This window comes from Vibrio sp. E150_011 (assembly GCF_053544015.1).
On sequence record NZ_JBHFOL010000002.1, the window covers coordinates 325,739 to 344,644 of the forward strand.

Annotated in this window: 20 protein-coding genes; 16 read left to right on the forward strand and 4 right to left on the reverse strand. The window is 45.5% G+C overall.

Annotated elements, in window-relative coordinates; genetic code table 11:
• Window positions 1–3: 3 nt before the first annotated feature.
• From lolA to serS, 3 genes are all read left to right on the forward strand, one after another.
• On the forward strand, window positions 4–615 hold the full coding sequence (gene lolA / locus ACE1OE_RS04650) for an outer membrane lipoprotein chaperone LolA (protein ID WP_102471650.1): 612 nt from the start codon (window positions 4–6) through the stop codon (window positions 613–615).
• A gap of 8 nt (window positions 616–623) precedes the next feature.
• Window positions 624–1,973, forward strand: a complete 1,350-nt coding sequence (locus ACE1OE_RS04655) for a replication-associated recombination protein A (protein ID WP_449210298.1) — start codon at window positions 624–626, stop codon at window positions 1,971–1,973.
• Window positions 1,974–2,075: 102 nt separating this feature from the next.
• Window positions 2,076–3,383 carry a serine--tRNA ligase gene (gene serS / locus ACE1OE_RS04660; protein WP_102471648.1) on the forward strand — a complete coding sequence of 436 codons (1,308 nt, stop codon included), beginning with the start codon at window positions 2,076–2,078 and terminating at the stop codon, window positions 3,381–3,383.
• Window positions 3,384–3,603: 220 nt separating this feature from the next.
• Here the strand turns inward: serS and bioA are convergent, their stop codons facing one another.
• A complete protein-coding gene (gene bioA / locus ACE1OE_RS04665; RefSeq protein WP_449210483.1) occupies window positions 3,604–4,893 on the reverse strand; it encodes an adenosylmethionine--8-amino-7-oxononanoate transaminase in 1,290 nt (429 codons plus the stop codon).
• A 121-nt stretch (window positions 4,894–5,014) separates the two neighbouring features.
• On the opposite strand from bioA, the gene bioB reads away from it, so the two are divergent.
• Genes bioB through bioD form a run of 4 tightly spaced genes read left to right on the forward strand, consistent with a single transcriptional unit; the run spans window position 5,015 to window position 8,685 of the window.
• A complete protein-coding gene (bioB, locus tag ACE1OE_RS04670; RefSeq protein ID WP_102471646.1) occupies window positions 5,015–6,067 on the forward strand; it encodes a biotin synthase BioB in 1,053 nt (350 codons plus the stop codon).
• Entirely contained in the window at window positions 6,054–7,202 is a 1,149-nt protein-coding gene (locus tag ACE1OE_RS04675; RefSeq protein ID WP_449210484.1) for an 8-amino-7-oxononanoate synthase, read from the forward strand. The genes bioB and ACE1OE_RS04675 overlap by 14 nt, the downstream gene beginning before the upstream one ends.
• 2 nt (window positions 7,203–7,204) lie before the next feature.
• Complete coding sequence (gene bioC / locus ACE1OE_RS04680) at window positions 7,205–8,005, forward strand: malonyl-ACP O-methyltransferase BioC (RefSeq protein ID WP_449210299.1); 801 nt, start codon at window positions 7,205–7,207, stop codon at window positions 8,003–8,005.
• Window positions 8,002–8,685: a dethiobiotin synthase gene (bioD, locus tag ACE1OE_RS04685; RefSeq protein ID WP_372060537.1), complete on the forward strand. Its 684-nt coding sequence runs from the start codon at window positions 8,002–8,004 to the stop codon at window positions 8,683–8,685. The genes bioC and bioD overlap by 4 nt, the downstream gene beginning before the upstream one ends.
• A 70-nt stretch (window positions 8,686–8,755) precedes the next feature.
• Here the strand turns inward: bioD and ACE1OE_RS04690 are convergent, their stop codons facing one another.
• On the reverse strand, window positions 8,756–8,923 hold the full coding sequence (locus ACE1OE_RS04690; protein WP_372060536.1) for a hypothetical protein: 168 nt from the start codon (window positions 8,921–8,923) through the stop codon (window positions 8,756–8,758).
• A gap of 399 nt (window positions 8,924–9,322) precedes the next feature.
• Here ACE1OE_RS04690 and htpX point away from each other — a divergent pair, with 399 nt between their 5' ends.
• The 9 genes from htpX to ACE1OE_RS04735 all read left to right on the forward strand — a co-directional run bounded on the left by htpX (window position 9,323) and on the right by ACE1OE_RS04735 (window position 16,612).
• Entirely contained in the window at window positions 9,323–10,198 is an 876-nt protein-coding gene (htpX, locus tag ACE1OE_RS04695; protein WP_102471642.1) for a protease HtpX, read from the forward strand.
• A 227-nt stretch (window positions 10,199–10,425) separates the two neighbouring features.
• The gene (locus ACE1OE_RS04700; protein WP_449210300.1) at window positions 10,426–10,845 is read left to right on the forward strand and encodes a nuclear transport factor 2 family protein; all 420 of its coding nucleotides are present in this window, start codon (window positions 10,426–10,428) and stop codon (window positions 10,843–10,845) included.
• A complete protein-coding gene (locus ACE1OE_RS04705; RefSeq protein ID WP_102471640.1) occupies window positions 10,845–11,582 on the forward strand; it encodes an SDR family NAD(P)-dependent oxidoreductase in 738 nt (245 codons plus the stop codon). The genes ACE1OE_RS04700 and ACE1OE_RS04705 overlap by 1 nt, the downstream gene beginning before the upstream one ends.
• A gap of 21 nt (window positions 11,583–11,603) precedes the next feature.
• The gene (locus tag ACE1OE_RS04710) at window positions 11,604–12,887 is read left to right on the forward strand and encodes an NAD(P)/FAD-dependent oxidoreductase (RefSeq protein ID WP_449210301.1); all 1,284 of its coding nucleotides are present in this window, start codon (window positions 11,604–11,606) and stop codon (window positions 12,885–12,887) included.
• A complete protein-coding gene (locus tag ACE1OE_RS04715) occupies window positions 12,884–13,672 on the forward strand; it encodes a DUF1365 domain-containing protein (RefSeq protein ID WP_449210302.1) in 789 nt (262 codons plus the stop codon). Before ACE1OE_RS04710 ends, ACE1OE_RS04715 begins: the two co-directional genes overlap by 4 nt.
• A gap of 11 nt (window positions 13,673–13,683) precedes the next feature.
• Window positions 13,684–14,937, forward strand: a complete 1,254-nt coding sequence (locus ACE1OE_RS04720; RefSeq protein WP_449210303.1) for a class I SAM-dependent methyltransferase — start codon at window positions 13,684–13,686, stop codon at window positions 14,935–14,937.
• Window positions 14,938–15,028: 91 nt separating this feature from the next.
• The gene (locus ACE1OE_RS04725) at window positions 15,029–15,544 is read left to right on the forward strand and encodes a DUF2878 domain-containing protein (protein WP_102471636.1); all 516 of its coding nucleotides are present in this window, start codon (window positions 15,029–15,031) and stop codon (window positions 15,542–15,544) included.
• Window positions 15,534–16,085, forward strand: a complete 552-nt coding sequence (locus tag ACE1OE_RS04730) for a chalcone isomerase family protein (protein WP_449210304.1) — start codon at window positions 15,534–15,536, stop codon at window positions 16,083–16,085. The genes ACE1OE_RS04725 and ACE1OE_RS04730 overlap by 11 nt, the downstream gene beginning before the upstream one ends.
• Window positions 16,085–16,612, forward strand: coding sequence for a DUF3833 domain-containing protein (locus ACE1OE_RS04735; RefSeq protein WP_449210305.1), 528 nt, complete (start codon window positions 16,085–16,087; stop codon window positions 16,610–16,612). Before ACE1OE_RS04730 ends, ACE1OE_RS04735 begins: the two co-directional genes overlap by 1 nt.
• Before the next feature lie 148 nt (window positions 16,613–16,760).
• On the opposite strand, the gene purB is transcribed toward ACE1OE_RS04735, so the two are convergent.
• Together purB and hflD are read right to left on the reverse strand one after the other, a co-directional pair.
• Complete coding sequence (purB, locus tag ACE1OE_RS04740) at window positions 16,761–18,131, reverse strand: adenylosuccinate lyase (RefSeq protein WP_102471633.1); 1,371 nt, start codon at window positions 18,129–18,131, stop codon at window positions 16,761–16,763.
• A gap of 140 nt (window positions 18,132–18,271) precedes the next feature.
• The gene (gene hflD, locus ACE1OE_RS04745; protein WP_102471632.1) at window positions 18,272–18,889 is read right to left on the reverse strand and encodes a high frequency lysogenization protein HflD; all 618 of its coding nucleotides are present in this window, start codon (window positions 18,887–18,889) and stop codon (window positions 18,272–18,274) included.
• Between the last annotated feature and the right edge of the window lie 17 nt (window positions 18,890–18,906).

Below are 18,906 nucleotides of genomic sequence, written 5' to 3' on the forward strand. Positions count from 1 at the left end.
AACATGAAAACATGGTTCTCGCTCGTTTTTATTACGCTATCGACATTGAGTTTTTCGGCGTTAGCGACCCCACAACAAGAGCTCAGCGAACGGTTACAACTCAATGACGGGTTTAGTGCTAGTTTCAAACAAACCGTTACTAGCCCGGACGGTGAAGTGGTGATGGAAGGGGAGGGCAATGTTGAAATCGCCCGCCCTAGCATGTTTCGTTGGGTAACCACGTTTCCGGATGAAAACGTATTGGTTTCCGACGGCAGCAATCTTTGGTACTACAGCCCATTTATTGAACAAGTGAGTATTTATAACCAAGAGCAAGCGACTGAACAAACCCCTTTTGTTTTGTTAACACGTAATCGAGCCACCGATTGGGATCATTACAGTATTGAGCAAAGTGGTGACATGTTTACCCTAACACCTACGGCTGTGGATTCTACACAAGGTCAGTTCCAAATTAACATTGACCCAAAAGGGATCGTTCATGGTTTCAATGTGATTGAACAAGATGGTCAGCAAGGTCGATTTGTCTTTGATGCGGTTAAAGTTGGCAAACCATCAGAGGACAGATTCACATTTGTTGTGCCTGAAGGTGTTGAAATTGATGATCAAAGAAACTAGGGGATTACGTGAGTAATTTTAGTTTTGATTTTTCAGGGGATGAAGATTTTCGTCCCCTGGCTGCTAGGATGCGCCCAGAAACGGTGGAGCAATACATTGGCCAGCAACATATTCTTGGTGTTGGTAAGCCGCTTCGTCGTGCCCTAGAAGCGGGTCAGCTTCACTCGATGATACTATGGGGACCGCCGGGTACAGGGAAGACGACCCTTGCAGAAGTGGCGGCAAACTACGCGGACGCCGAGGTCGAACGTGTATCGGCGGTGACCTCCGGAGTGAAAGATATTCGTGCGGCCATTGAGCGCGCACGAGAAAATAAGCTTGCAGGAAAGCGCACTATTTTATTTGTTGATGAGGTGCATCGCTTCAATAAAAGCCAACAAGATGCCTTCTTGCCTCACATAGAAGATGGCACGGTAACCTTTATCGGCGCAACCACCGAGAATCCATCCTTTGAGCTCAATAATGCTTTGCTATCGAGAGCTCGAGTCTACAAACTGACCTCTCTAGATAAAGCTGATATTTTGTTAGTACTCGAACAAGCGATAAACGATAACGCTCGAGGCTTGGGGCAGATTGCGGCGCAGTTTCAAGATAATGCCTTGGATAGGCTCGCTGAACTGGTGAATGGCGACGCTCGTATGTCGTTGAATTACCTTGAGCTACTCTATGACATGGCTGAGGATGATTCGGACGGTAATAAACAGATTACCTTGCCATTATTAGCCGAAGTTGCAGGCGAGAAAGTGAATCGCTTTGATAACAAGGGCGATATTTGGTACGACTTAATTTCAGCGGTACATAAATCAATACGGGGTTCGAATCCGGACGCCGCTCTGTATTGGTCGGCGCGAATGATCGCAGCAGGTTGTGACCCATTGTATATTGCTAGGCGGTTACTCGCGATCGCATCGGAAGATATTGGCAATGCTGACCCTCGCGCAATGCAAGTAGCCATGTCTGCGTGGGATTGTTTCTCTCGAATTGGTCCTGCAGAAGGGGAACGAGCAATTGCTCAAGCTGTTGTGTACCTGGCTTGCGCGCCCAAAAGCAACGCTGTCTATACCGCTTGGAAGCAGGCATTAACCGATGCACACCAACTACCGGAATATGAAGTGCCCCATCATTTACGTAACGCCCCAACATCTTTGATGAAAGACATGGGCTATGGTGAGGAATATCGTTATGCTCATGATGAGCCGGGTGCGTACGCCGCCGGTGAACGATATTTGCCACCAGAAATGAGTGGCACGCGCTACTACCAGCCAACAAATCGTGGTCTTGAAACCAAAATTGGTGAAAAGTTAGATTATCTGGCCGATTTAGACGCAAAAAGCCCACAAAAGCGCTATGAAAAGTAGTGGCTTTTCGTTATCGTTATCCGGTTCAATTATCAAGATTTATCAGTGGTTATAAAGTAATCGCTGATAGACGTTTTCATAACCTAAAGCATAGGATTGGCAATGCTGGATTCTAAATTACTTCGTACAGAGCTGGATGAAACAGCTGCAAAATTGGCACGTCGCGGCTTCACGCTAGACGTAGAAACTATTCGTAAACTTGAAGAGCAACGTAAGTCGATTCAAGTCGAAGTAGAAAATTTACAATCCACGCGCAATTCCATCTCCAAGCAAATTGGTCAGAAAATGGCGGCTGGTGATAAAGAAGGCGCTGAAGAGATTAAAAAACAAATCGGTACCTTAGGTAGCGATTTAGAAGCAAAAAAAGTTGAGTTAGCGGCGTTAATGACCCAACTTGACGACATTACGTTGTCTGTTCCAAACCTTCCGTCTGATGATGTGCCTGATGGTAAAGACGAAGATGACAACGTCGAGGTTTCTCGTTGGGGTCAGCCTAAATCATACGATTTTGAAGTGAAAGACCACGTTGATCTAGGTGAGATCGCGGGCGGATTAGATTTTGCCAGCGCGACCAAAATTACGGGCGCACGTTTTATCGTAATGAAAGGCCAATTTGCTCGTCTTCATCGTGCGATTGCGCAGTTTATGCTTGACCTGCACACTGAAGAGCATGGTTATACAGAGATGTATGTCCCTTACTTGGTTAATGCAGACAGCCTTTACGGTACTGGTCAGCTACCAAAGTTTGGTAAAGACCTGTTCCATACCGAGCCACTGGTAGAGAAAGTCAGCGATGAAGAGCCGCGTAAATTGTCACTTATCCCAACAGCAGAAGTGCCAGTTACGAACATGGTTCGTGACACGATTACTGATGAGGCCGATCTGCCGCTTAAAATGACAGCGCACACACCGTGTTTCCGTTCAGAAGCTGGTTCTTACGGTCGTGACACGCGTGGTTTGATCCGTATGCACCAGTTCGATAAAGTCGAGTTGGTACAGATCACTAAACCAGAAGATTCAATGGAAGCGCTTGAAGCTCTGACTGGTCACGCTGAGAAAGTGCTTCAGTTACTCGAACTGCCTTACCGTAAAGTGGTTTTGTGTACGGGTGATATGGGCTTTGGCGCGCGTAAAACTTATGATCTTGAAGTCTGGGTTCCGGCTCAAGAAACATATCGTGAGATCTCTTCTTGCTCGAACATGTGGGATTTCCAAGCTCGACGCATGCAAGCTCGCTTCCGTCGTAAAGGCGAAAAGAAGCCAGAACTTGTGCACACACTTAATGGTTCCGGTTTAGCCGTTGGTCGTACTATGGTGGCGATTCTTGAGAACAACCAAGAAGCAGATGGCCGTATCGCTATCCCAACCGTGCTGCAACCATATATGCGTGGCACCACCCATATTGGTTAATCTTGGCATGCCTCAGTAGTCGTACGTTAAAATAATAGTACGCTAAAAATAATAAAGGCCCAGCATGATGATGCTGGGTTTTTTTATACCCGTCGTTTTGTCTTATCCGTGTTGAATTGCCGTCTAGCAGATAGCGCGGACAATTTTCTCGGCCACCCAATCAACTAGCCAATCAACTAACCAATCAACGACGATTCCCTGATTGGCGGTCGGTCATTATTTAAATATCAGTCTGTAAGAAGCATGCCGCTGTGTTGAGGGCACTCGATATCGCATTGACTAACTTTTCGATATGCTCTGGTTGGCTAATAAATGGTGGCATCATATAAATAAGCCGTCCAAATGGTCGAATCCATACGCCACAATCGACAAAATGCTGTTGAATGACCTCCATATTGACAGCGCGGTCGACTTCTACAACGCCAATGGCGCCTAGCCAACGTACATCTTTAACGCGTTGATGGGATAGTAGCGAAGGAAGTGTACGTGCAAAAAGCGCTTCAATTTGACTCACTTGTTGTTGCCATTCGCCAGACTCAATCAACGATAGGCTTGCTGAGGCGACCGCACACGCCAATGGGTTACCCATAAAGGTCGGTCCATGCATGAAACATCCTGCATCCCCTCCACAAACCGTATCTGCCACGTGTTTTGAGGTTAAAGTGGCAGAGAGCGTCATATAGCCGCCTGTTAACGCCTTGCCTACACACATGATGTCAGGCTGGATATCGGCGTGCTCAGAGGCAAAAAGTTTGCCCGTACGGCCAAATCCTGTTGCGATTTCATCAATGATTAAGAGCACCCCATATTTATCACAGAGTTGGCGAACCCGCTTGAGAAACGTTGGGTGATAAATCCGCATTCCTCCCGCACCTTGCACAATAGGCTCGAGAATGACGGCTGCCACTTCTCTATGATGTGTGTCGAGTTTATTCGCGAAGTCTTCAATATCGTCTTCGTTCCACTCTTGGTGAAAACCGGTGGTTGGAGACTGGGCAAAGATATGTTCGGGTAAAAAACCCTTATACAAATTGTGCATTGAGTTATTGGGGTCGGTGACCGACATCGCAGCAAAAGTATCACCGTGGTAGCCATGACTTAATGTGAGAAATTTAGGGCGACTTTCGCCTTTTGCATGCCAGTATTGCAGTGCCATTTTTAAGCTGACTTCAACGGCAACTGACCCTGAATCAGCAAGAAAGACGTGCTCAAGACTTGCAGGCGACAGCGATAGTAATTTCTTGCAGACATTGATCGCCGGTTCATGGGTGATACCGCCGAACATCACATGTGCCATTTTGTTGGCTTGTTCGGTCAGTGCTCGGTTCAATACGGGATGGCTGTAACCATGAATCGTTGACCACCACGATGACATACCATCGACGAGTTTTTTGCCATTTTCCAGTTCAATTTCTACACCAGATGCAGAAACAACAGGGTAACAAGTGAGCGGGTTTAACGTGGAAGTATAGGGGTGCCAGATATGTTGGCGGTCAAATTCGAGATCCATCATAAATTCTCTGGTTATATTTTAATCACATGTAAACATGTTTATGTGGTCGGTGTTGACAGTGTAACGGCTGTGGGTACACTAGCCAAGACTAATAATAATGTGAGCAAAGGAATTTTCAGTGGAAGTAAGACACAACTGGACTCTAACCGAAGTCAGCGCCTTAATGGATAAACCTTTTATGGATTTACTCTTTGATGCGCAAACGTTACATAGGCAGCATCAGCAAACGAACCATGTGCAAGTGAGCACCTTGCTGTCTATTAAGACAGGAGCCTGTCCAGAAGATTGTAAATACTGCCCACAGAGTGCTCGTTACCGAACGGATGTAGAAGCAGAGCGCCTCATGGAAGTTGACCGAGTGCTTGATGCCGCGCAAAAAGCGAAAGCGGCTGGTTCAACACGTTTTTGTATGGGAGCGGCTTGGAAGAACCCAAAAGAGCGCGATATGCCGTTGTTGACCGATATGATTAAAGGTGTCAAAGACATGGGCTTAGAAACTTGCATGACATTGGGAATGTTGACGCCTGACCAAGCCGATCACTTGGCCGATGCCGGACTTGATTACTACAATCATAATCTGGATACCTCGCCTGAATTTTACGGCAACATTATTACGACTCGAACTTATCAAGATAGGTTAGATACGTTGGGTCATGTCCGTGATGCAGGAATGAAAATTTGCTCTGGTGGCATTATCGGTATGGGTGAAAGCGCAAGCGATCGCGCGGGTTTATTGATGGAGTTGGCGAATCTACCCGTGCAGCCGGAAAGTGTGCCAATCAATATGCTGGTCAAAGTGAAAGGCACGCCACTTGAAGAAGTGGATGATGTTGAGCCATTCGATTTTATACGACTCATTGCCATTGCCCGAATCATGATGCCAAAGTCGGCGGTCCGTTTGTCGGCTGGGCGAGAGGATATGAACGAACAAATGCAAGCGCTGTGCTTTATGGCTGGCGCGAATTCGATTTTCTATGGGTGTAAATTATTGACTACCCCTAATCCAGATGAAGATACGGATTTACAATTATTTAAAAAACTGGGTATAAATCGTCAAGAAACCTCGCAAAAGCCCGATGAAATCCAAGAAAGTGATTTGTTGGATCAAGTGGCTATGCGTGTCGCTGCAAGACCAGAAAAAGACGATATCTTTTACGATGCCAGCGTTTGATTCTCGTATTGAAAAGGCTATTGCGCAGCGAGACAGTCAGGGTTTACTGAGAAAAACACAAGCCATCTTCTCGGGAAATCGTCGCCGATTTGAGTTGGATGGCACCTGCTATCTTAATTTTTCTTCGAATGACTACCTTGGGTTAGCAGCCAGTGATGAACTCGGTTTTGCTTACCAACAAGCGATTGCGAAACATGGTGTGGGAAGTGGTGCATCGCCATTAGTGACGGGTCACTCAAGTGCTCATGCCAGCTTGGCCTCTGCGTTAACACAGTGGTTAGGCTTTGAGAGCGCGTTGTTTTTTTCATCGGGGTTTTCAGCCAATCAAGCTGTGTTGTTTGCTCTGTTGGAAAAAGGAGACATGTTGCTTCAAGATCGTCTGAACCATGCGTCATTGATGGAGGCCGGTCTATTAAGCCCAGCAACGATGAAGCGCTATCGCCACACCGACTTAACACACCTGAGTGCACAATTGTCAACGGCACAACCAACACTGGCGGTGACGGAGAGCGTGTTTAGCATGGATGGTGATGTCGCCCCTCTCGATGAGTTTTTGCAACGATGCCAGCAATCTGATGCGTTGACGATGATTGACGATGCACATGGGGTTGGGGTTCTAGGGGAAGACGGAAAGGGGGCGATGTCTGAAACCCGTTTACAACCAGATATATTGGTGGTGACGTTTGGTAAAGCCTTTGGGTTGAATGGAGCGGCCGTTTTATGCTCCAAAGCCATGGGGGAGTACCTAACTCAATTTGCTCGTCATTATGTCTATTCCACCTCATTTTCAGCCGCACACGCCAGTGCGTTACTGACCGCTTTAACGATGATCCAGACTCAACACTGGCGACGAGAGAAGCTGAATGAATTGAATGGCCTGTTTGCTGAAAATGCAGATGATTTACCACCCTATGTCGCTACCAACACGCCGATAAAACCTTGGCTTGTTGGCGAAGAACAGAAGACATTAACACTGTGTTCGCAATTGAAAACTAAGCATATCTGGACAACGGCCATCAGACCGCCCACCGTTGCAAAAGGCTGCGCCCGATTGCGACTGACTTTGTCAGCCACCCACAGTTCCAACGATGTCCTGACTTTGGTGGATGCTTTAAAGGCATCAATAAAGGAATAATTATGTCTGCAGTATTATCAATATCTGACAACGTGAATGATAAAGTGGCGATTTCCATTGCCTTTGGGCGAGCAGCAGAGCGTTATGATCGCCATGCCGAATTTCAACGCAAGGTTGCTGACCAACTCTTAGCTCTTCTGCCTGAGCGTTTAGATGGCAAGGTAGTATTAGATCTTGGATGTGGTACAGGTTATTGCGCACAAGCGTTGTTGCTAAGAGGTGCTACGCTTGTCTGTGCAGACCTTTCTAGGGCGATGCTAGATAAGGCCCGAGAGAGGTGCGGGAACAAAAAAGTGACCTATCATCTCGAGGATGCAGAGGCACTGAGCTTTGCTGATGCAAGTTTTGATTATGTTGTTTCTAGCTTAGCCTTGCAGTGGTGCGATGATTTAGCGCTGCCTTTGAAAGAGATGAAGCGTGTGACAAAGCATCGTGGTCAATGTGTATTCTCGACGCTTGTCGAAGGTTCGCTTGAAGAGTTAAGTACCGCTTGGCGTAAAATTGATGAATATCAACATGTAAATCAATTTGTATCGCTAAATCAGATAAAAATTGCGTTGGCGCAATCTGGTTGTGTTGAGTATCAACTAGACTGCCCAAAAATAGTTATGTGGTATCAAACCGCACTCGATTTGATGAAGGACTTGAAAGGGATAGGCGCGACGCATGTCAAGGGACGCTCTCGTGGTTTTACGGGTAGGCACACGTTGAACGCGTTAGAAATGGAATACCGAAAGTTCTCAAATCCAGTGGGTTTATTACCAGCGAGTTATCAAGTTTGTTTGGGGACAGTGACATTATGATGAAAGCGTTATTTATTGCCGGTACGGATACCGAGGTTGGAAAAACGGTTGTATCGAAAGCGATATTAAGTGCAGTAGGATCGCAAGGGCATTCGACCATCGGTTACAAACCGGTGGCGGCTGGCTGCGAGAAAACAGCCGAAGGATGGCGTAATTCGGATGCTTTGCACCTGCAAGAGGCGGCCACCGTTGATGTGGATTATGATCTCGTTAACCCCTACGCAATGTCTCTGCCTGCTTCCCCGCATATTGCCGCCTTGGCGGATGGTGTCACGGTTGACTATGAAACGTTGTCTTCGGTGTTACAGCAACATCAAGACAATAGTGACTTTGTTCTAGTGGAAGGTGCTGGTGGTTGGCGAGTCCCTATTTCAGAAAGTGATTGCCTCTCAACATGGGTCAAACAAGAGGCGTTGCCCGTGGTATTGGTTGTTGGTATTAAGCTTGGATGTTTAAGTCATGCAATGCTGACAGCAGAAGCAATAAAAGCCGATGGTTTAGAGCTTGTCGGTTGGGTGGCAAACCGCATTAACCCTGGGGTTGAACATTATTCCGATATTATTAAGATGCTGGAGCAAAAAATGGGGGCGCCCAAGCTTGGCGAAATCCCTTATGTGCCTAGTTGTAAAAAGAAGAATATAGGGAAGTACATCAACCTCGATGTTCTGAACTTGATTTAAAAAAGAAGGGCCGCTCAAAGAGAGCGGCCCTTCTTTTTAGTTAACGATTTTATTAGCCGCTGACCAAGTACTATTTTTCACCAGACAAACCGACGAGCGCCGATTGAGTTTCTAAAATGTGCGCATCAAGTTCACTGGCCTCACCAATGCCCAATTGATCTCTTGCTTCATCTTCAGTGATACCTAGGTGACAACACAGCAAGTCAATTGCCATTTGAAAGTTGTTGTTTTCGACCATGAGATTTCCTTTTTAGGCATGGATTATTTAGACACTGCAGACTTTATCGATATGGAAACGAAGACTCAATACGACCAAAGTCTAAGTGAAGTGAAAGTTGAGGTGGTTAAATGGGGGGGGAAGAACTGTGGGTGATTAGTTGCATACTGTGGCGCAGCTATCGCAGTACACAAGCATTTCAATTACTTATCGCTTTGTTTATGATCAATAAATTAACGGTTTGTTGCAATTTTCTGCTTAACCTTGTTTTTCAAATCTAAGACACTATGTATATAGTGAAGTCGAAAAATGTTACCTTGATCTCAAAGTACTCATGATGGCAAGAGCCCTTTGAGTCATTATAAAAGTACCAAAAAACTTTTGGTCATAATAAAAGCTTCTTACTCTGGAGAAATTTGAATGAAGCGTGTCTTACTCTTTTTAGCAACTAACTTGGCTGTTGTTTTAGTCTTAAGCGTTGTACTTAATATTGTTTACGCTGTGACAGGCATGCAGCCTGGAAGTCTTTCTGGCTTGTTAGTGATGGCTGCCGTATTTGGTTTCGGTGGGTCTTTAATTTCATTAATGATGTCGAAAAAGATGGCCTTACGTGCGGTAGGTGGGATGACGATTGAAACTCCACGTAATGAAACCGAACATTGGTTGCTTGAGACGGTAAGTCGTCAGGCACAAACTGCGGGCATAGGTATGCCGACGGTTGCTATCTATGATTCAGCAGACATTAATGCTTTTGCTACAGGAGCAAAACGCGATGACTCTTTGGTCGCCGTATCGTCAGGTTTACTGCACAATATGACGCGAGATGAAGCAGAAGCAGTATTGGCTCATGAAGTAAGCCATATCTCTAACGGTGACATGGTCACAATGACTTTAATGCAAGGTGTGGTGAATACCTTTGTTATTTTCTTGTCGCGTTTTATTGCCAATATTGTTGCATCGAATAATAACAGTGATGAAGGGGAAGGCGGCTCGAATATGATGGTGTATTTCGGCGTCTCGATGGTTCTGGAGCTGGTCTTTGGTTTCTTGGCGAGCTTTATTACGATGTGGTATAGCCGCCATCGCGAATTCTATGCTGATGCTGGTGCCGCCAAGCTTGTTGGTAAACACAAGATGATAGCAGCGTTAGAGCGCCTTAAAATGAGCCAAGAGTCTCAGCTTGAAGGGTCTATGATGGCATTTGGAATCAATGGCAAGCGTTCGATCACAGAACTGTTAATGAGCCACCCACCATTAGACAAACGTATTGATGCTCTTCGCCAAGAAAACTACTAGGCGCGGAATGTGTTCGTTAATAGCATAGCTCGATGACGACACTCACTATCATATAATCGATTAATAACTCATTAAAAAGCTTGGCGAATTCGCCAAGCTTTTTTTTTGATCTTTTCTAACTGGCGTTCGTAGTACTTATACAAAAACTTAACAAACAAAATATTGTATAACTTTTAGGGTGTACTAAATTGTACATTAAAGGATTTTGTACAATGCAGGGAGTGGATGTGGATACCAAAGCCGTAAGCGAAGTTTATCAGCAGTTAGATAAGCATAATCTCCATCTCTTGGAGGCTGTGTATCATCAAGACGTGGTATTTGAGGACCCAGCTCATCGGGTGGAGGGTTATGCCGCACTGCTGGCTTACTTTGGTGAGCTGTACGCGAATGTCATTCGTTGTGATTTTAACATTGAGCATCATCAACAGCTCGCAGACACAGGCTTTATTACCTGGACCATGAGCCTACTGCATCCCAAACTCAATTCTGGTCAGCCTGTTGAGGTGAAGGGAGTCAGTCACCTAATCTTCCGAGACGATCTTGTCATTTATCATAGAGATTATTTCGATTTGGGGCAGATGCTGTACGAACAAGTCGTTTTACTTGGTCCTGTGATTAAACACATCAAACAAAGGTTGGGAAGCTAATGGAAACCAACACTAAAGCCGTATTTATTACTGGTGCCTCGTCTGGCATAGGTAGGCAGCTAGCCGAAGACTATGCGACGCAAGGTTATGATGTGTTCGCTTGTGGGCGCTCTATACTCAAACTAGAAGAACTTAAAGCGAGTAGGGATAATATTCATTTGTTGTCATTTGATGTGACGAATAAAGACGACGTTGATTTGGCGATTCGAAGCCTGCCAACAATGCCTGCATTGTGGATTATCAACGCAGGGGATTGTGAATACGTTGATGACGGCCAACTTGATTCTAACGTGTTGAAGCGAGTGTTTGATGTCAATGTGTTTGGCGTGGTTCACGTCTTAGAGTCCATACAATCGCACCTTACTCCTGAGCATCACATCGTTGTTGTTGGTTCTATTGCGAGTGAATTGGCATTACCGAGAGCAGAAGCCTACGGCGCGTCTAAAGCGGCAGTGAGCTATCTAGTCCGCACACTTCAGTTGGATTGGCAAGCTAACGGGGCACTTGTGACATGTGTATACCCAGGCTTTGTTCGAACCCCTCTTACCGATAAAAATGATTTCGATATGCCAATGATGATTGAAGTCGAAGAGGCCTCTAATTCAATTAGAAAGGGTATTGAGGCTAAGCAATCACATATCTATTTTCCAACTAAGTTTGTTTCCATTATTCGGCTCATAGCATTGCTACCTTATCGGTGGCAACGCTACCTGGTGAATAAAATGGTTAACCGCTAAAAATAAGTAAAAAGGAATTCAATGATGAAAATTGCCATTATAGGGACAGGGATATCAGGGTTAACATGCGGATACCATCTTCACAAGTCTCATGATATTACCCTGTTTGAGGCGAACGATTATATTGGTGGCCATACTGCGACGGTCGATGTTGATGTTGACGGAGAGACGCTTGCCGTTGATACCGGATTTATCGTATTCAATGATCGGACTTACCCAAATTTTATCAAAATGATGGACGAAATTGGTGTAGCAAGAACGGCGACTCAAATGAGCTTTAGTGTCAAAAACAAAGCGAGTGGGCTCGAATATAATGGCCATACTATTGCGACTCTTTTTGCCCAAAAAAGTAATTGGTTGAGCCCTCAATTTTACCGTTTCGTATTCGAAATTTTGAGATTTAATAAGCTGGCTAAAGAGTTTGCTGACCAAAACCATTTATCGGAGACGACATTAGGGTCGTTTTTGACTCAGCATGAGTTCAGTGACTATTTCTGCACCAACTACATCCTGCCTATGGGGGCGGCAATTTGGTCTTCGACCTTGGCCGACATGCGCGCATTCCCGCTAGGTTTCTTTTTGAGGTTCTTTCTCAACCATGGGTTACTTGACGTTGTCAACCGACCGCAATGGTACGTTATTGACGGGGGGTCTCGGGCCTACATTGAGCCATTAACTCGCGGTTTCGCAGACAGGATTCAATTGAAGGCAAAAGTGACAGCAGTAAAACGCTATGACCAAGCGGTCGAAATTATTGTTAACGGTGAGTCGACATGGTTTGACCAAGTTATTTTTGCTTGCCACAGCGACCAAGCCTTAGCCATGATTGATGCTCCGTCTGATACGGAACAGGCGATTTTAGGGGACATGAAATATCAGTCCAATGAGGTGGTCCTTCATACTGACACCCGTTTACTTCCCAATGAGAGAAAAGCGTGGGCTTCTTGGAACTATGCGCTCAACGAAGACAACGAAAGCGGTTTGCCTACGCTAACTTATAACATGAACATTTTGCAGCATCTCCAGTCGTCAAGCACCGTGTGTGTCTCATTAAACTCATCCCATTTAGTCGATAGCGATAAAATACTGCGCACCTTCCATTACACCCATCCCATGTTTACGTCTCAATCCATTGAGGCGCAGAAGCGCCGTGAAGAGCTCTTCGGAGCAAATGAAACATGGTTTTGTGGGGCGTATTGGTACAACGGCTTCCATGAAGATGGAGTACGCAGTGCACTTGATGTGGTTAGGGGTATTCAGGCAATGGATGTTGCAGCCAAGGCCCCTGTCAAGGGGGTAGCATGAGTGCCTCGTGTTTGAATAGCCAATTGATGGTTGGCATCGTCGATCATCGACGTTTTACGCCCAAAAAACACGAGTTGCGCTACCCATTATTTATGCCAGCGATTGACCTCGATGAACTCGTTCAACTCAAAAATCAGGTCTGGGGGTTTGGTGACCAATGGTGGCACTGGGCGAGATTTCGCAGAGAAGACTATCTAGGAAGTGGAGACCTTAAGACGGCAGTGCAAGCTAAAGTATTCGAACTCACAGGTGAAAAACTGACAGGCAAGGTCATAGCAGTTTGCCATTTGCGTTATCTGGGGCTGTATTTTAGCCCAGTCAATTTCTATTACGTTTATGACGATAATGATGAGTGGCGATATCTATTGGCAGAAGTCAGTAATACGCCTTGGAATGAACGTCATTACTATGCATTAAAAGCGAACAAAGGGGATCACGGAGAGAATTGGGAGCATGATAAGGCGTTTCATGTTTCTCCATTCAACCCTATTGAACAGCGCTACAAATGGAAACTCAAACCGCTTGGGAAAAGACTGTTTGTCCACCTAGCGTGTCATCGTGGTCACAAGGAGTTTGATGCCACTGTCAACATGCAGGGTAAACCATTCAGTAGCCAAGAACTTTTGTGGCTACTTGTTAAAACCCCAGTCATGGCGATAAAGGTAGTGTTTGGCATCTATTGGCATGCATTTAAGCTCTGGTGTAAAGGGATGCCCATTTACGACCATCCAGAGGTCAATCGTTCGCTTGAAACGTCACCAACACAAAAAAAATCAAAGAAATAGGGAGCCGTATTATGTTAGAAACCACCACGCTGGTCAGTCCTCAGACACTAACAACCATGCAGAAAACCGCGAGAAATATTGCTTTTAATTGTTTGTACAAACTTGATATCGGTTGCTTGACCATCATCGAGAGCTTCGAAAAAGAGGGGCTTGGTTCTAAACAGATAGGTGAACGTTTCGGCAGCCCACAGAGAGGACAACCAAACGCAGTCATTGAGGTAAAACACCCAGACTTTTATCGTCGTTTATTAAAAGGCGGAAGTATAGCAGCAGGTGAAGCATATATGGATGGCTGGTGGGAAAGTCCAGATTTGACTTGCGTTATGGAGTTAATGGCTCGAAATATGGCTGCTCTTGATACCATTGAAGCGAAGTCTACACCATTAACTCGCATCCTGTACTGGCTTGGGCATTGGGGTAAAAGAAATACGTTGGAGAACTCGCGTGAGAATATCCATGCCCATTATGATCTGGGTAATTCCCTCTATGAAACCTTTTTAGACGAACGCATGCTTTACTCATCCGCCATCTACAACAGCTCATCAGACTCGTTAGAGACGGCTCAGCTAAACAAAATGGAGCGCTTGTGCCAACAGCTTCAACTGACCAGTGATGATCATGTGGTGGAGATCGGTACAGGGTGGGGGGCAATGGCTATATACATGGCGCAGGAATATGGCTGTCAGGTGACCACGACGACGATTTCTGATGAGCAATTTGACTACGCACAAAACAGAATCAATCAACTTGGGCTTAACGAGAAGATCACGCTCCTAAAGGAAGATTATCGATTATTGGAAGGGCAGTACGATAAATTAGTATCTATCGAGATGATAGAAGCCGTTGGCAAGCAGTTTCTGACGTCTTATCTCCAAAAGTGCCAGTCGTTACTAAAACCAAATGGGTTAATGGCTATTCAAGCGATTACGATCGCCGATCAACGTTATGACAGTTACTCGAAAAACGTCGATTTTATTCAAAAGTACATATTCCCAGGTGGTTTCCTCCCTTCAGTCACAGCGCTAACAACAGCGTGTACCAAGCACACTGATTTGGTAACGAGAAACTTATTTGATATCGGTTTGGATTACGCTGAAACACTATCCGACTGGCGAGAGCGCTTTGAACAAGCGTTGCCAACGGTCAGAAAGCTTGGCTATGACGAACGTTTTATACGGATGTGGCGGTATTATTTTTGTTATTGCGAGGGCGGATTTCGGGCCAAAAGTATTAGTACTGTGCACATGACGTTTCAGCGTAGTTAGTCATCGTTGAAGATAACGATAACGATAACGATAACGATAAAGACAGAATAGTGTTGGATTTTTGCCATTAATCACCAGCGAGAACTAGACGATGTCACATGGATGGAAAGTAGTTTGTGTTAGCACTTGGTTTCAATGCCTCTGGTTCTTGTCTGTTGTCGGCCAAGCGCCGTTCCAGTGGCTCGGCATTTCGCTTGCGGTGTTGACAGTGTTGGCTACTTTCAAACCGTTAGGCATGGACCTAAGGGATATTGTCTTTATCACCCTTGCGGGTTTGAGTATTGATAGCATCAACGTGGCGAGTGGAGTCTTAATATTTTCAGTGCCAGTCGTACCAGTTTGGCTGGTAACGCTCTGGTTAGCTTTTTCTTGGTACGCAAATTTTTTACGATCAACGTTGATTCAATATCCGATTTTCCTCGTATCTACTATTGGGGGTATCGGTGGTTCGCTGAGTTATCTAGCGGGTATTAAGCTAGAAGCGGTCAACATTGGTTACCCTATACCCCTCACATTAGCCATTTTGTTTGTTGAGTGGTGGGCGATCATTTGGTTCGTTGTCCGTTACAAGCGCTTAGTTGAAGGAGTATTAAAGCATGATTCGTAATATTGCAATAACCGCGTTAATGTCTATGGCTCTGGCGTCGCCAGTGAGTGCGGCGGGCGACAAAACCGTTAGCTATGAAGCATGGAAACATTGGAAAGTCGTGGGGGAGGCTCAACTATCTTGGCTATTTTTTGATGTCTATCGTTCTGAGTTGCTTGCGCCACAAGGCACGTATCAATTGTCGGACGATGTGTCTCCGCATCCCGTCGCTTTACGAATACAGTACCAAAGAGACATCAGCCGTTCGCAGTTACTCGAAGCGACTCTGGACCAATGGGAAAAAATGGGCGTGGAGAAAAGCACTAGAAGCGAGTGGATCGCGAGACTATATGACGTGTTCCCAGACATAAAAGAGGGTCAACAACTCATCTATGTTACCGATGGGTCTCAAGGTTCCTTTTATTATCTAAACAACGACGCACCGCTGCAAAGTGTTGGGAAAATTACCGATGAATCGTTAAACGATGGATTCTTGGGGATTTGGTTAGCTTCTAACAGTCAGTACCCTAAATTAAGAGCCCAACTGATAGGAATGAATTGATGAAGAAATGCGTAAGAGCCCTATTTGCTTCTCTTTTATTATTCATCACGGCGTGCAGTGCAGATTTAACTGAGTATCAAGGAACGACTCCAGAATTTGATCTATTTGGCTACTTTGATGGCCGTTCAACAGCGTGGGGAATGGTTCAGGATTACAGCGACAAGCAAACCCGTCGCTTTGAAGTGGAGATTGTTGGCGTGGTGGTTGGGGAGACGCTGACGCTGACGGAAGACTTCGTCTTTGACGATGGGGAAATTGACCAACGAGTCTGGACCATCAAGCGATTAGCTGATGGCACTTACGAAGGAACGGCTGATGACATCATCGGGAAGGCGATCGGGCAAGCAGAAGGCAACGCCCTGCGTTGGCAGTATGACTTTGAGCTAGAAGTTGACGGGTCAACGTACACCGTCGCTTTTGATGACTGGTTATACCGGCAAGATGATAAGCACCTTTTTAACCTGACGAGCATTCAGAAGTTTGGTAAAGAAGTGGGGACCATAACCCTGTTTTTCCAAAAAAAGTAGTATGGATGTGAGTGGGGCGGCTTAAAGTGTCAACCTTATTTAGGAAGGATCAAGGTAAATAAAGAAAGGGCTGCATTACTGCAGCCCTTTCTTATTACGTGTCGAGAACCTGAGCCGTTTGGCCAAATTAATCAATCAGACGAACAGCTTACAGCTTGTCTGTGAGCTCAATAGCTTGACCAATATAGTTCGCTGGTGTCATTAGCTTAAGGCGAGCTTTCTCGTCTTCTGGTAGCTCTAGACCATCGATGAAGGCACGCATTGCGTCACCATCGATACGCTTACCGCGAGTCAGTTCTTTTAGTTTTTCATACGGCTTTTCGATGCCGTAACGACGCATAACCGTCTGAACAGGTTCCGCCAATACTTCCCAGTTCTTATCTAACTCTGCCAATAGAGCTTCACGGTTGACTTCTAGCTTGCTGATGCCTTTTAGCGTCGACGTGTAAGCGATGATGGCGTAGCCACAACCAACGCCAAGGTTACGAAGAACCGTTGAGTCCGTTAGGTCACGTTGCCAGCGAGAAACAGGCAGTTTTTGTGCAAGGTGCGAGAATACCGCGTTAGCAAGACCAAGGTTGCCTTCTGAGTTTTCGAAGTCAATTGGGTTTACTTTGTGTGGCATTGTCGAGGAACCGATTTCACCAGCAATGGTTCTTTGCTTGAAGTGACCGAGTGCGATGTAGCCCCAAACGTCACGATCGAAGTCGATAAGAATAGTGTTGAAACGAGCAATCGCATCGAATAATTCTGCAATGTAATCGTGTGGTTCAATTTGAGTCGTGAACGGGTTCCACGTTACGCCAAGTGATTCAGTGATAAATTCTTCACTAAACTGATGCCAATCGATGTCAGGGTAAGCAGAAAGGTGAGCGTTGTAGTTACCCACAGCGCCGTTGACTTTACCAAGAATTTCAACCGCTTCGATTTGCTTGTATTGACGTTCCATACGATACGCCACGTTTGCCATTTCTTTACCCATCGTTGATGGGGAAGCAGGTTGACCGTGTGTACGAGAAAGTAATGGAATATCGCGATACTCGACAGCCAGGTTGCTGATAGCATCGATGATATTACGAAGTTCAGGAAGAATAACCGTTTCGCGCGCTTCTTTTAGCATTAGCGCGTGAGAAGTATTGTTGATGTCTTCAGAAGTACAAGCGAAGTGGATAAACTCGTTGACCGCGTGAAGCTCTGGAATGTCCGCTACTTTTTCTTTCAGGAAATACTCAACCGCTTTAACATCGTGGTTCGTCGTGCGCTCGATATCTTTAATACGTTGTGCATCGGCTTCACTGAAGTTTGCCGCCAATTCATTTAAAAACTGATTTGCTTCTGCACTGAATGCTGGAACTTCTGTAATGGCATCCGTTGCTGCAAGCTTTTGTAACCAACGAATTTCAACGATAGAGCGGTACTTTAGTAAACCAAACTCACTAAAGATGCTACGTAATGCCGCTGTTTTACTTCCGTAACGGCCGTCTACTGGTGAAACAGCCGTCAGTGCTGACAGTTCCATGGTGTTCTCCTGAATTGAGTGTCTAAATTTCGTGAGCTTTATACCAATAATCGAAGCAATTGTCACGAATATTGCGCAAACGTTTGCGCGAAAGTTATTTTGCTTAAAAAATAGCTCGCGTATTATTGCGAGCTATTGGGTTACATTCTTGCCAATAGGATCTTGGCTTGTTCAATCATCTTCTTACGGCCAAAGACAAGATGACGGCGCTTACCGCCTACTTGACGCCAAAGTACTGCGCTGCGAATCCCCGATAGAAGTAAGGCGCGAACCTTATGTTGTGTGCCGGTTTGTTGCAGCACAGAAGGGGTACCTGTGACTTGAATTCTAGGGCCAATTGGACTGACGACATCAAGGTAAACGCTGGCGAGATTACTGATCATTTGTTCGTCGAGCAGTTCATAATGTTCGAGTTGACGCTCAACCATTTGAATACGGTCACCAAGCTGAGACATCGCATCATTTCGGCTGCTAAGTTTACGTTCAAGTGCCATTAAACTGATAATGTATCGCGTGATTTCACTTCCAGCTGGAGTGCTATCGATGCCATTTACTAGGCATTCGAGTCCAACCTTAAGATCGGCTTCGCTACCAAATACACCAATGGTGTTGGCTGGACTGGTGTTTGTGATGGCTTTAAGTGAAGTTTCGAACGCGTCTGAATCACAGTAACCGTCTTTTGCCATGTTTTGCACGAGTGCAACTGCTTGGCAAAGTCCAGCAAATGCAACAGTACGGTCATAAAGTGTATTAGCCACGTAGTTCTCCTAAAAAA